Annotated in this window: 13 protein-coding genes; 4 read left to right on the top strand and 9 right to left on the bottom strand. The window is 65.1% G+C overall.

From position 1 onward, the window contains the following. Positions 1–144: 144 nt before the first annotated feature. On the top strand, positions 145–1,377 hold the full coding sequence (locus ACM14_RS05850; RefSeq protein ID WP_012207132.1) for a multidrug effflux MFS transporter: 1,233 nt from the start codon (positions 145–147) through the stop codon (positions 1,375–1,377). Positions 1,378–1,399: 22 nt separating this feature from the next. On the opposite strand, the gene ACM14_RS05845 is transcribed toward ACM14_RS05850, so the two are convergent. The 3 genes from ACM14_RS05845 to orn form a co-directional block, all read right to left on the bottom strand. After that, the gene (locus ACM14_RS05845) at positions 1,400–2,869 is read right to left on the bottom strand and encodes a sensor domain-containing diguanylate cyclase (RefSeq protein ID WP_330873353.1); all 1,470 of its coding nucleotides are present in this window, start codon (positions 2,867–2,869) and stop codon (positions 1,400–1,402) included. Positions 2,870–3,020: 151 nt separating this feature from the next. Continuing rightward, the gene (locus ACM14_RS05840) at positions 3,021–5,075 is read right to left on the bottom strand and encodes a DEAD/DEAH box helicase (RefSeq protein ID WP_065345610.1); all 2,055 of its coding nucleotides are present in this window, start codon (positions 5,073–5,075) and stop codon (positions 3,021–3,023) included. 324 nt (positions 5,076–5,399) lie between these two features. Continuing rightward, complete coding sequence (gene orn / locus ACM14_RS05835; RefSeq protein ID WP_065345609.1) at positions 5,400–6,014, bottom strand: oligoribonuclease; 615 nt, start codon at positions 6,012–6,014, stop codon at positions 5,400–5,402. A gap of 30 nt (positions 6,015–6,044) precedes the next feature. Here orn and ACM14_RS05830 point away from each other — a divergent pair, with 30 nt between their 5' ends. From ACM14_RS05830 to rsgA, 3 genes are read left to right on the top strand one after another with little or no spacing between them, the layout of a single operon-like run. Beyond that, positions 6,045–7,346, top strand: a complete 1,302-nt coding sequence (locus ACM14_RS05830; protein ID WP_065345608.1) for a M48 family metallopeptidase — start codon at positions 6,045–6,047, stop codon at positions 7,344–7,346. Between the two features lie 16 nt (positions 7,347–7,362). Further along, positions 7,363–7,695 carry a 4a-hydroxytetrahydrobiopterin dehydratase gene (locus ACM14_RS05825; protein WP_013800932.1) on the top strand — a complete coding sequence of 111 codons (333 nt, stop codon included), beginning with the start codon at positions 7,363–7,365 and terminating at the stop codon, positions 7,693–7,695. A gap of 18 nt (positions 7,696–7,713) precedes the next feature. Next, entirely contained in the window at positions 7,714–8,682 is a 969-nt protein-coding gene (rsgA, locus tag ACM14_RS05820; RefSeq protein ID WP_012207137.1) for a ribosome small subunit-dependent GTPase A, read from the top strand. Positions 8,683–8,770: 88 nt separating this feature from the next. Here rsgA and ACM14_RS05815 read toward each other — a convergent pair whose 3' ends face one another. From ACM14_RS05815 to rpsP, 6 genes are all read right to left on the bottom strand, one after another. Continuing rightward, positions 8,771–9,760, bottom strand: a complete 990-nt coding sequence (locus ACM14_RS05815) for a CobD/CbiB family protein (RefSeq protein ID WP_034398910.1) — start codon at positions 9,758–9,760, stop codon at positions 8,771–8,773. 68 nt (positions 9,761–9,828) lie between these two features. Next, on the bottom strand, positions 9,829–10,557 hold the full coding sequence (locus tag ACM14_RS05810; protein WP_043825071.1) for a CoA pyrophosphatase: 729 nt from the start codon (positions 10,555–10,557) through the stop codon (positions 9,829–9,831). Between the two features lie 87 nt (positions 10,558–10,644). After that, a complete protein-coding gene (rplS, locus tag ACM14_RS05805) occupies positions 10,645–11,025 on the bottom strand; it encodes a 50S ribosomal protein L19 (RefSeq protein WP_013800930.1) in 381 nt (126 codons plus the stop codon). Between the two features lie 110 nt (positions 11,026–11,135). Next, a complete protein-coding gene (gene trmD, locus ACM14_RS05800) occupies positions 11,136–11,906 on the bottom strand; it encodes a tRNA (guanosine(37)-N1)-methyltransferase TrmD (protein WP_065345607.1) in 771 nt (256 codons plus the stop codon). Positions 11,907–11,918: 12 nt separating this feature from the next. After that, the gene (rimM, locus tag ACM14_RS05795) at positions 11,919–12,488 is read right to left on the bottom strand and encodes a ribosome maturation factor RimM (RefSeq protein WP_065345606.1); all 570 of its coding nucleotides are present in this window, start codon (positions 12,486–12,488) and stop codon (positions 11,919–11,921) included. 132 nt (positions 12,489–12,620) lie between these two features. Then, positions 12,621–12,875 (bottom strand): 30S ribosomal protein S16, encoded by a 255-nt coding sequence (gene rpsP / locus ACM14_RS05790; RefSeq protein WP_012207143.1) that lies wholly within the window; start codon positions 12,873–12,875, stop codon positions 12,621–12,623. Positions 12,876–13,021: the final 146 nt, after the last annotated feature.

Raw genomic sequence — 13,021 nt, 5'->3', positions numbered from 1 at the left:
TTCCATCGCCCAGGTCATTCGCCAAGCCATCCGTCACACCGGATTCCAGCCAAGCCGCTACAGTGTCACCCTGCCGCAGGCGCAAGGGCGCGCGGCCTTTTTCTGCGCCTGCGGTCTCCCGCAGCGCACAACCGCCTCGCCTGCATGCCACAAAATGTTTCCCCGCTCTGGCAGGGCCCGCGCTGGGCCCTGGCCGTCCTGCTTGCCATCCTGGGCATGCTGGGGCCGTTCTCGATCGATACCTACATCCCCGCCTTCTCCGGCATCGCCCAGGCCCTGAACGCCACGCCGCTGCAGATGCAGCAGACGCTGTCGGCCTATCTGTTCGGCTTTGCCTTCATGAACCTTTTCCACGGCGCCATGGCCGACAGCTTTGGCCGCCGCCCCGTGGTGCTGTGGGGGCTGGCCGTATTCACGCTGGCATCGGCGGGCTGTGCGCTGTCGCAGAACATCACGCAGCTGGTGCTGTTTCGCGCGTTGCAGGGCCTGTCCACGGGTGCCGGCATCGTGGTGTCGCGCGCCGTGGTGCGCGACCTGTTTCCACCCGCCCAGGCCCAGCGCGTGATGGCGCAGATCACCATCTTCTTTGGCATCGCGCCAGCCCTGGCCCCTGTGATGGGCGGCTGGCTGTTCATACACCTGGGCTGGGCGGCAGTGTTCTGGTTCCTGACCCTCGTGGGCGTGCTGCTGTGGGGCATCAACTGGCGATTCCTGCCGGAATCCCTGCCACAGGCGCAGCGCCAGCCCTTCCGCTTCAAGCCTCTGATGCACGGCTACAAGGAGCTGTGCAGCGATCCGCGCTTTGTGCTGCTGGCCTTTGCCAGCGGCGTGCCGTTCAACGGCATGTTTCTGTATGTGCTGTCGGCGCCCGCCTTCCTGGGCGACCTGCTGCACCTGCAGCCGCAGCAGTTCTTCTGGTTCTTCGTGATCTCGATCTCGGGAATCATGGGCGGCGCATGGGTGAGCGGTCGTCTGGCCGGGCGCATTCCGCCCAAGCACCAGATCCGCCATGGCTTTCTGATCATGTTCGTCGTGTCCATCATCAACCTGGTCGCCAACCTGATCTGGCCCGCCCACGTGAGCTGGGCGCTGATTCCAGTGGGGGTGTTCGCCTTCGGCTGGGCCATGATGGTGCCCGTCGTGACCTTGCTGGTGCTGGACATCCACCCCGAGCGGCGCGGCCTGGCCTCATCGCTGCAGGCCGTGGTCGGCTCCACGGCCAATGGCATCGTGGCCGGCATGATTGCACCGCTGGTGATGCATTCGACCGTACTGCTGGCCCTGGGCTCGATCAGCATGATGCTGATCGGGCTGGCGTCCTGGATCTACCTGCACCACCGCTGGCCCGAAATCGGGCGGCACGCCTCGGAGGCCTGATAGGCACTGCGGTGCAAGACCGCTAAGCGCGGCCCGCGCGGCGGTCCAGCATTCTTTCCTTGTAGTAGCGCGCCTTTTCGGCATACATGGCCTGGTCGGCGCGCGAGACGGTGGCCTCGACCTGGCTGCCCGAATCGCAGCAGGCCACGCCCATGGACAGGCTGACCGCCTGGCCCGGATAGAACTGGTTGTTGAGCTCCAGCAGCGAGAGGATGCGCTCCTTGACCGCCTCGGCGCCGCGCTCGTCCGAAGCCGGCAAAAGCACCATGAATTCGTCGCCGCCTATGCGCGCCGCGCAGGCAGGCGCATCCACGGCCTTGGTCAGCACTTCGCCCACGCGGCGCAGCATGTCGTCGCCTGCAGCATGGCCATGCTCGTCATTGGCCTCCTTGAGGCCATTCATGTCGATGGCAATCACCGCCAGCGGCCAGGGCCCCTTGCGTGCCAGGCGATTGAGTTCCTCGATATAGAAGGCGCGATTGCGCAACTGGGTCAGCACATCGTGCTTGCCCAGGTATTCGAGGTAGGCCTCGGCCTTCTTGCGCGCCGTGATGTCCACCAGCGACAGCAGCACCAGCCCCCAGTCATCGGCATGGCCATCGAGCACGGCCAGCTGCATGTGGATGTGCAGAGCGTCGCCTGACAGGGCGTAGTTCACCACTTCGCGGTGCTGCACGAGCTTGCCGCTCCAAAGGTCCTGCAACTGATCGGCAAAGGAGTCGATCATCTCGTCACGGAAGATGCGGCCCAGCCGGCTCAGCAGTTGCAGCTTGTCGGTGGCGCCGAACATGCGCAGCGTCTGGCGGTTCACGTCCACGACGCGAATCTCCTGCATGCAGCGCGAGACGAATTCCGGGTGCACCTTGAGGAAGGTGGCGAAGTCGCTGATGCCCTGGGCACGCACATCGTCGAGCAGGCGCTTGATGGCGCTGAAATCCTCGACCCACAGCGACACGGGCGAGTACTCGAACAGGTCGCGCGAGTACTGTTCGCTGCGGTGCAGCTGGCGCGCGCTGCGCATCTCGGCCGTCACGTCTTCCAGCGACACCAGCACGCAGTCCCAAAGCGCTTCATGACCGGGCAGGATGCGGCCACGGATCTGCACATCGAGCCGTCGCCCGTCCAGCGTGTAGTTGGCGGTGCGGTTGGCAAAGCTCAGAGAGCCTTGCCACAGATCCTCCAGCTCGCAGGCCAGTCCCGCGTGCATGTCATCGCGGAACACCTGGCCTAGGCTGGCAAGAAAGGTCTGCTGGTCACTGGCGCCGAACAGGTCCAGCGTGCGCTGGTTGACGCGCACCACCTTGAGCGCCGCGCTGCACTGCTGCAGCGCCTGCGGGTGGGCCAGGAAATGCGCCTGCAGATCGGTCACGCCCTGTGCACGCCACTGGTCGAGCAGCCGCTTGAGCGCGCTGTAGTCCTCCAGCCATAGCGAGACGGGGGCCAGTTCGAACATGTGTTCAAAATCCACACTGGACGCGATCAAAGACTCCACAGGGCACCTCCGCGCCGCGATTATGGCAGTCACAGAGCCCGCCAGACAGCAGGTTCTGCACCATCAAGGACAGGCCGCGCCACGCGAGGACGCAGATGGCCGAAAAAAAACCGGCCCCGAAGGGCCGGTCTGCATGCAATGCCGAGATCGATCAGCGCACGACGCGCTTGCGATCACCGCCCTGGGGCGAGTAAGGCTTGGGAGCGCTCTTGCCGAAGGCAGGACGGCGCTCGCCGCCGCCGAAGCCGCCACGGGATTCGCCACCGCCAAAGCCGCGCGACTCACCGGATGCACCACGGAAGCCGCCTTCGCGGGGAGCGCCATCACGGCGATCGCCGCCACGCGGAGCGCCACGGTCGCCGCTGAAGCCACGGCCTTCACCGCCACGGCCAAAGCCGCCTTCGCGCGGGGCCTGGCTGTAGCCGCCTTCACGCGGAGCCTGGCTGTAGCCGCCTTCGCGCTGACCTTGGCCCTGGCCGAAGCCGCCTTCGCGCTGGCCACCGCCAAAGCCACCGAAGCCAGCCTTGCGGCCATAGCCTTCGGAATCACGGCGTGCGCCGAAGCCACGATCGCCACCGCGATCACCGAAGCTGCGCTCGCGATCGCCGCCAAAGCCACGATCACCACCGAAACCGCCACGGCCACCGCCGCCGGCACCACGGCGATCGCCGCCACGGCTTTCAAAACCACCGCCGCCACGACGGCCGCCACGGCCTTCGTTGCTGCTGGGTGCGCGCTGTGCAGGTTCCAGGCCAGGAATCACTTCGGCCTTGAATTGCTGGCGGCTGTAGGCCTCGATATCGAAAATGCGACGACGGTCACGGAATTCCGCGAACGTGACGGCCACACCTTCGCGACCGGCACGGCCCGTGCGGCCGATACGGTGGGTGTAGTCCTCTGCCTTCATGGGCAGGCCGTAGTTGAAGACGTGGGTGATGGTGGGCACGTCAATGCCGCGTGCGGCCACATCGGTAGCCACCAGCACCTGCACCTGACCGCTGCGCAGCGCCATCAGGCGGCGGTTGCGCAGGCCCTGGCTCAGGGCGCCGTGCAGTGCCACGGCGGAGAAGCCGTCTTGCTGCAGGTCATTGGCCAGACCGTCGCACTCGACCTGGGTCGATGCGAAAACGATGGCCTGGTTGATCGTGGTGTCGCGCAGCCAGTGGTCCAGCAGCTTGCGCTTGTGCTGGGAGTTGTCGGCCCAGAACAGCACTTGCTTGATGCTGGCGTGCTTTTCCTGAGGCGTGTCGATGGTGACCTTCTTCACGCCGGAGCCGCCGTCATGCATCACGCGCATGGCCAGTTGCTGGATGCGGGGCGCGAAGGTGGCGCTGAACATCATGGTCTGCTTGCGCTGTGCCGTCAGGTCGTTGACTTCGGCCAGGTCATCCGAGAAGCCCAGGTCCAGCATGCGGTCGGCTTCGTCCACCACCAGGAACTGAACCTGGTCGAGCTTGATCTGCATCGAGCGCTGCAGGTCCAGCAGACGGCCGGGAGTGGCCACCACGAGGTTGGCGTTCTGCAGCTTGGCGATCTGCAGCTGGTAGGGCATGCCGCCCACCACGTTGGCGATGCGGATGCCGCGGCAGTGCTTGACCAGCTCGATGGCGTCATGCGCCACCTGCTGTGCCAGCTCGCGCGTGGGGCACAGGATCAGGGCGCCGGGAACGGCTGCCTTGAAGTTGCGGGGATTCGTGGGGTCCTTGCGCTTGTTGCGCTTGGGCGTGGGCTGGCCGCTGGCCGTTGCTTCGGCGCACTGGCGGTCATATTCGGCGCGAATGGCGGCTTCTTCGTCAGCCTTTTGCTGGATCAGCGTGTGCAGCACGGGCAGCAGGAAGGCAGCGGTCTTGCCCGAGCCGGTCTGGCTGGACACCATCAGGTCGATGAAGGCCTGGTCATCGCTGCCCATGGCCAGGGGAATGGCTTGCGCCTGCACGGCCGTGGGCTGGGTGTAGCCCAGATCGGCAACGGCACGGACCAGTTCTTCAGCCAGGCCCAGCTCGATGAAGGCATTGGGCAGTTCGGGGGCTGCTTCAACAGCCTCGGCGCCTTCGGCGATTTCCACGACTTCGGCGGCGGCCAGGGATTCGGCGGCCTGCTCGGCGCTGGCAACGGCGGCGTTCAGCACGGAAGATGCTTCAGCGGCGGAAGCAAAAGAGGAATCGGCAGCGGCAATGATGCCCTGCTCTTGAGAGATATCGTTCATGAATGGCTCTAACGAAAAGCACGCGCAGTCAGCGATCTGGCACGCTTTTCTCGACGGTTGGGTCAACATCCACCGTCAGACTTAACCGGCCCTTCGCAAAAGGGCGGATGGGCATTTTCGGCTGGTCCGAAACCGGTGGTCCCGCCATCCATGAAATCCTTCATGGTGGTCTATGGACACCGACCACAGACACACAGCGCAGGGGCCCTTGTGTGATGGAGATGTGCAAATTGCCCCTTGTTGATGGGGGCAAGCTGTAGATTGTCGCACTCCCCGGGTTTTCCCGCAAGCCCCTGGCACAAAAAATGGCCGGGGCCGCCAGATTCAGACGTTCAGCAGGCGCGCGCGATAGTGCGCCAGCTCATCGATGGACTCGTGCACATCGGCCAGTGCGGTGTGGCGCTGGGCCTTCTTGAAGGAGGCGTAGGCGTCGGGCTTCCAGCGCCTGGCCAATTCCTTGAGGGTGCTGACATCGACATTGCGATAGTGGAAGAAGTTGTTGAGCTTGGGCATGTAGCGCTCCATGAAGCGCCTGTCCTGCCCGATGCTGTTGCCGCACAGCGGGGCCTTGGCCTTGGGAACGTACTGCGAGAGGAACTTGATCAGCGCAGCCTCCGCATCGGCCTCGCTGGTGGTCGATGCCTTGACGCGATCGATCAGGCCGCTCCTGCCATGCGTGCCCTTGTTCCAGGCATCCATGCCATCGAGCAGCGCATCTGCCTGATGGATGGCAAATACCGGCCCTTCGATGCGAATGGCCAGGTCCGGACTGGTGACGACCACGGCGATCTCGATGATGCGATCGGTATCGGGCTGCAGCCCGGTCATCTCGCAGTCGAGCCAGACGAGGTTGAGATCGGATTTGGCCAGGGTGATGGACGTGCCGGGTTCGGCGGGGGCGGGAATGCAAGCGCTGGCGGCTTCGGAGGCTTCGGACATGGCCCAAATTGTCGCCTACACTGCGGCCACATGGCCTTCAACCCCGATTTTTCCTCGACGCTGTCCCTGCTGTTTGCCGCAGCCGTGCTCGCCCAGTGGCTGCTGCGCGCCTGGCTGGCCTCGCGCCAGGTCCGCCATGTGGCCCGCCATCGGGCCGAGGTGCCTGAGGCCTTTGCGCAACGCATCAGCCTCGCGGCCCATCAAAAGGCCGCCGACTACACGCTGGCCAAGGCCCGCATCGCCCTGATCGAGATGACGCTGGGCGCCGTGGTGCTGCTCGCATGGACGCTGCTGGGCGGGCTCGACGCGCTCAACCAGTGGCTGCTGGAACTGATGGGCACCGGCCTGTGGCAGCAACTGGCACTGCTGGCCGGCTTTGCCCTGATCTCCGGGCTGGTGGAGCTGCCGCTGTCGCTCTACCAGACCTTTGTGCTGGAGCAGCGCTTTGGATTCAACCAGATGACGCTGCGGCTGTGGCTGACCGATGCCATCAAGTCCACCGCCATGGGCGCGGCCATCGGCCTTCCCCTGGCGGCCCTGATCCTGTGGCTCATGGGCTCGGCCGGCGACCTGTGGTGGCTGTGGGCCTGGGCCGTGTGGACGGCGTTCAACCTGCTGCTGATGTGGATCTTTCCGACCTTCATCGCACCGCTGTTCAACAAGTTCGAACCGCTGGCCGAAGGCACGCTCAAGGAGCGCGTGAGCGCGCTGATGCAGCGCTGCGGCTTCACGGCCAAAGGCCTGTTCGTGATGGATGGCAGCCGCCGCTCGGCCCATGCCAATGCCTATTTCACGGGCTTCGGCCATTCCAAGCGCGTGGTGTTCTTCGACACCTTGCTCAAGCAGCTCGACGCCGACGAGGTGGAGGCCGTGCTCGCGCACGAGCTGGGCCACTTCAAGCACCGCCACATCCTCAAGCGCATGCTGCTGATGTTCGCCGCCAGCCTGGCCGGCTTCGCACTGCTGGGCTGGCTGTCGCAGCAGCTGTGGTTCTACCTGGGCCTGGGCGTGCGCCCCGGCCTGGACCTTGCGCTGGGCCATGGCGGAATAGGCGCCGGCAACGAAGCCGTGGCACTGCTGCTGTTCCTGCTGGCCGTGCCGGTGTTCAGCTTCTTTGTCACCCCGCTGTTCTCGGCCCTGTCGCGCCGCGATGAGTTCGAAGCCGATGCCTATGCCATGCAACAGGCCAGCGGCGCCCATCTGGCCTCGGCACTGCTCAAGCTGTACGAGGACAATGCTTCAACGCTCACGCCCGATCCCTGGTACGTGGGCTTTTACTACTCGCATCCGCCCGCCCTCGCCCGGCTGGCGCGCATGCCTTCTCCGACCTGAACCTTTCACATCCACCATGAGCACACAACGCTTGCAACAACAGGACTGGTCCACGCAGCAGCGCCGCGCGCTGACGCCGGACGAATTGCGCACCGCACTGGCGGACCTGCCGGGGTGGCAGCTCGATGGCGATGCCATCGCCAAGAGCTACGCCTTTGCCAATTACTACGAGACCATGGCCTTCGTGAACGCACTGGCCCTGATCGCCCACCAGCAGGACCACCACCCCGACCTGACCGTGAGCTACGGCCGTTGCGGTGTGCGCCTGAACACGCATGACGTGAACGGCATCTCGTCCACCGACATCGAGTGCGCACGGCGCATCGATGCGCTGCTGGAGCGTCCATGAATCCCACCCCGGCATCCCATGGCTGAGCGCTCCGCATTGCGAGAAGGCCTGGTCGTCTCCAGCCATGGCCGCCACTGCGTGGTCGAGACCGAAGAAGGCGCACGCCACATCTGCCATCCGCGCGGCAAGAAGAGCCAGACCGTGGTCGGCGACCGCGTGCGCTGGCAATTGCCACCCGCCGGCCAGGGCGAGGAAGGCACCATAGAGAAGGTGCTGGAACGGCGCAACCTGTTCTACCGCCAGGACGAGGTACGCACCAAGTCCTTTGCGGCCAACATCGACCAGGTGCTGATCCTGATCGCGGCCGAGCCGGTGTTCTCCGAAAGCCAGCTGGCCCGTGCCCTCATCACCGCCGAAGCCACCCACATCAAGCCCCTGATCGCCCTGAACAAGCGTGACCTGGCCGAGCCCTTCGCCGATGCCTGGGAGCGCCTGAAGCCCTATCGCGAGATGTACCTGGGCCAGGAAACGCCGCACTACGAGGTGCTGTCGCTGTCGCTGGCCAACGAAGGCGAGGCCGACCGGCAGTTGCTGATGCAACACCTCAAGGGCAAGGCCACCTTGGTCCTGGGACCCTCCGGCTCGGGCAAAAGCACCTTGATCAACCTGCTGGTGCCCGGCGCACGCGCGGCCACCAACGAGATCTCGCAGGCGCTGAACTCCGGCAAGCACACGACCACCACGACCAGCTGGTACTGGATGGACGAAGAGCGCACCACGGCGCTGATCGACTCACCGGGCTTCCAGGAATTCGGCCTGCGCCACATAGAGCCCACGGACCTGCCCCGCTGCATGCCCGACATCGGCGCCCACGCGCAGGAATGCAAGTTCTACAACTGCACCCACCTGCACGAGCCGGGATGCGCCGTCATGCCGCGCGTGGAAGACGAGGAAACCGGAATGGATGCCGACCACGACATCAGCGCCAACCGCTACTACATCTACGCCGAGCTGTTCGATGAATTGAGCCAGGCGCAGAAGTACTGACCTCCTCAAAACAACGACCCGGCTGCATCAGGAAGGGCGGGCTGCTGCCTGGCAAGACAGGCAGGGCTCGCCTTCTGCGGCGCAGCGATCAGCCCAGCAAACGCGCCAGCGACAGCAGGGCCAGCAGCAGCAGCCAGACCACGACCGAACGCCAGACCAGGCCGACCACGCTGCGCAGATGGCCGATCTCGGGCTCGCGGCCCGGCGTGGCTTCGCTGTCCACATCGAGATCGATCTCCTCGCCGTCGTCGCGGGTCACCGAGATGCCTTCGCGGCGCTTGAGCGCCTCGCCGCCCAGGCGCACGTTGATGGCACCCGAGGTGGCGGCCAGGATCACGCCATCGTTGTCGTTGGGAAAGCGCTGGGCGTGGAAGCGCCAGCCTTCGATGGCTTCCTCGAAGCTGCCGACCACGGCAAAGGACAGCGCCGTCAACCGTGCAGGCAACCAGTCGATCACGGTCCAGGCCAGCCGGGAGGTGTGCTGCAACTGGGGACTGACCTGGGTGCCGCCCACCAGCCCCTTGCGCGACCAGGAGCGCGACAGGTGCTCGGTCATGCGGTAGAACACGGCGCCGAGCGGACCCAGCCCCAGCGCTGCCAGCGCAGAGAACCAGAACAGAACGCCAAACACATGGCGATGAGCGGCCAGCACCGAGTACTCGATCACATGGCGCACGACCTCGCTGCGCGGAACCTCGCTGGCATCGACCTGCTGCCAGTGAGCCAGCGCCTCGCGCGCGGCATACTCATCGCCTGCATCCAGCGCATCGCGGATGCGTGTGAAGTGGTGGCTGAACTGGCGAAAGCCCAGCGTCACATAGAGCACGGCCACATTCCAGACCATGGCCAGCGGCCAGCCCACGCCCCACAGCAGCAGCAGATAGATGCCCGTCACCAGCACGCAGGGCAATGCCACCGCCACGGTCCAGGCCAGCCAGCCATGGTGCGCCTGGCCGGCATCGAAGTTGCGGCGCACCGAAACCGTCCAGGCTCTGTAGCCTGTGTGCACGAGATTGGCCGGCGTCAACGGGCGCGCCTGCTCGATCAGCAAGGCGATCAGAATGGCAAAGAAACTCATCCGGCCATCATACTGGCGCATGCAGACAGGTCAGTGACCCCGGGGTGGCACGGCCCGCGATCCGGGCATCAGGCCGACAGGAATCGGTAAAGATTTCGCAGCATGCCGGCCGTGGCGCCCCAGATGTAGCGCTGGCGATCACCATCCTGGTAGGGCATTGCAAACCATTCGCGCGGTACGCCGTTCCAGACCATGGAGTGGCGCTCATGGTTGGCAGGATCGAGCAGGAAGGCCAGCGGCACCTCGAACACATCCGCCACTTCGTAGGGATTGGGATTGAGGTGCGCCCGGGGATCGACCAGGGCCACCACCGGCGTGATCAGGAAGGCCGTGCCCGTGATGTAGATGGGCAGCGTGCCCAGCACTTGCACATCGCTGGCGGCCAGTCCGACTTCCTCATGCGCCTCGCGCAGGGCCGTGGCCTGGGCAGAGGCATCCTCCGGATCGCGCTTGCCACCCGGAAATGCCACCTGTCCCGAATGCGTGGACAGGTGGGCCGTGCGCTCGGTCAGCAGCACCGTGGGTTCGGGGCGAAGCACGATGGGCACGAGCACGGCGGCATCGGTGGGCTGGCGATCGCTGAAGCGTTTCTCGCGCACCACCTCGGGAGCCCACTGGGGCGGCAGCGCAAAGCGCTGGCGCAGGGCCTCGGGCGTGCGGGCCTCGGGGGGAACGGCAGGCAGGTGGCTGTCCTTGCCAATCAGTTGCGCCATGCGCGGGTCGGCGATCGACGGCACGGCTGCGGGCACTGGGCCGCCGGTCGGCACGGGAATGGCGGTATCGGGCAGTGAGGACACGAATGAAGGCTTGTGATGGGAAACGGCCGGACAACAAAAAAGCCGCTACAGGCGACTGTAGCGGCTTTCCAGCTGTGACGCAGGTGCTTAGGCTTCGGCAGAAACCTTGACACGCGACGGCAGCTTTTCCTTGATGCGGGCCGACTTGCCGCTGCGCTCGCGCAGGTAGTACAGCTTGGCACGACGCACATCACCGCGACGCTTGACTTCGATGCCGGCGATCAGGGGCGAGTAGGTCTGGAACGTACGCTCCACGCCTTCACCGCTGGAGATCTTGCGCACGGTGAAGCCGCTGTTCAGGCCACGGTTGCGCTTGGCGATCACCACGCCTTCGTAAGCCTGCACGCGCTTGCGGCTGCCTTCGACCACGTTCACGCTCACGATGACGGTGTCACCGGGGGCGAACTGGGGGATGGTCTTGTTCAGACGGGCGATTTCCTCTTGCTCGAGGATCTGGATCAGATTCATGGTCAACATCCAATCGATCTTGTCCGCGCCAGGATTGGCAAGCGCCGGGATTGGCGCCATGGCTGCTTTGTTCGTAGCAGCGGCCGGATAGAGGATCGAAGAATCGCGGATTATAGCCCGGAGACGTTTTTTGCCAAAAACCCCTCGTCCTTGGCGTTGAGCAGGCCCTGGGCGCGCGCCTGCTCTATCAGCTCGGGCCGGTGCCTGGCCGTGATGGACAGGCGCTGGTCGCGGCGCCAGCGCTCGATCTGCGCGTGGTGGCCGGACAACAGTGGCGCCGGCACTTCACGCCCTTCCCAGACTTCGGGGCGGGTGTAGTGCGGGCAATCGAGCAGGCCGTCGAGCGCCGGATTGAAGCTGTCCTGCTGGAAACTGCCTTCGTCATTGAGCACGCCGGGCTGCAGCCGCGCGACGGCATCCAGCAGGGCCATGGCAGCGATCTCGCCGCCAGACAGCACGAAGTCGCCCAGGCTCAACTGGTGCGTGACATGGGTATCGATGAAGCGCTGGTCCAGGCCCTCGTAGCGGCCGCACAGCAAGATTGCGCCCTGCCCCTGCGCCCAGTCGGCCACCACGGCATGGCGCAGCGTGGTGCCGATCGGCGAGAACAGCACCACGGGAGCCGGCCCGGGCTCGCCGGCATCGCGGCGCGCCTGCTGCGCCGTCTCAAGGCAGCGCTGCAGCGGCTCGGCCATCATCACCATGCCCGGACCGCCGCCAAAGGGGCGATCGTCCACGCGCCGGTAGTTGCCCTGGGCATGGTCGCGCGGATTCCACAGGTGCACGCCGACCTGGCCCGAGGCATAGGCACGGCGCGTGACGCCGCTTTCAAGAAACGGCGTGAACAGCTCAGGGAACAGCGTGATGATGTCGAAGCGCATGGAGGTCGGCGATCAATAGTCGGGCTGCCAGTCGGCAACGATGGTCTTGCCCGGCAGATCCACCTTGTCCACATAGGCATCTACAAAGGGAATCATGCGCTCGCGCTCCTTGCCTTCCTCTTCATAGGCCAGCACCAGCACGGTCTGCGGGCCGGTGGACAGCAGGTCGCGGACGACACCCAGGACCACGCCCTCGCGGTTGACCACGGACAGGCCCAGCAGATCGACCCAGTAGTACTCGCCATCTTCGGGCTGCGGGAAATCGCTGCGCGCCACGAAGATGCGCGCGCCACGCAGGGCCTCGGCGGTATTGCGGTCGTTCACGACAGGCGATGTGGCGACGACGGAATCGGAGTGGACGCGCGCCTGCTTGACCGGCAGCAGCACCGTACCGGTGAACTGCCGCGCACCCTTCTCGGGGGGCTGCAGATACCACTGCTTTGCGGTGAACAGGGCCTCGGGGTCGGCACTGAAGGCGGCCACCTTGAACCAGCCCTTGATGCCCCAGGCATCGGCAATGCGCCCGACCTCCACGGCATCGGCGGGCAGGACGCTGGCTTCGAGTTCAGGCATGTGGCTCATGGCAGTCGGTAGGCAGTAGATGGACAGTCAATGCAGATCGTTGCAGATCCGTGCAAGGCGATCCGGAGGGGAAAACAAAAACGGGCTCCGTCAGACAAGCCAACGGAACCCGATTTCAGAAGGGATGCTGAATTAGGCAGCAGTCTTCTGGGTGGCCTGCTTGATCAGGCGCTCTGCGGTCTCGGAAGCCTGCGCGCCAACGCCCTTCCAGTAGTTCACGCGGTCCAGAGCAACGCGCAGACCCTCTTCGCCGCCACGGGCGTTGGGGTTGTAGAAGCCCAGGCGTTCGATGAACGAACCATCGCGACGCACGCGCTTGTCGGCGGCAACGATGTTGTAGAACGGACGGGCCTTGGAACCGCCGCGAGAGAGTCGAATGACGACCATGATTTTCCTTCGGGTGGGCGCAGCCACCACACAATTAACTAGACAATGAATGGCTGCACATGTTTTGCGGCGTTTGAGACACGCGACATGGCCACCCGGCCAGCGACACGCCGTAAAACCAGCGATTATATCCAACTTCCCTTTCC

The sequence above is a fragment of the Delftia sp. JD2 genome (assembly GCF_001682645.1).
GTDB lineage: Bacteria > Pseudomonadota > Gammaproteobacteria > Burkholderiales > Burkholderiaceae_C > Comamonas > Comamonas acidovorans.
The sequence above is the reverse complement of the archived record's forward strand: the minus strand, read 5'-3'. Positions and strand labels throughout refer to the sequence as shown.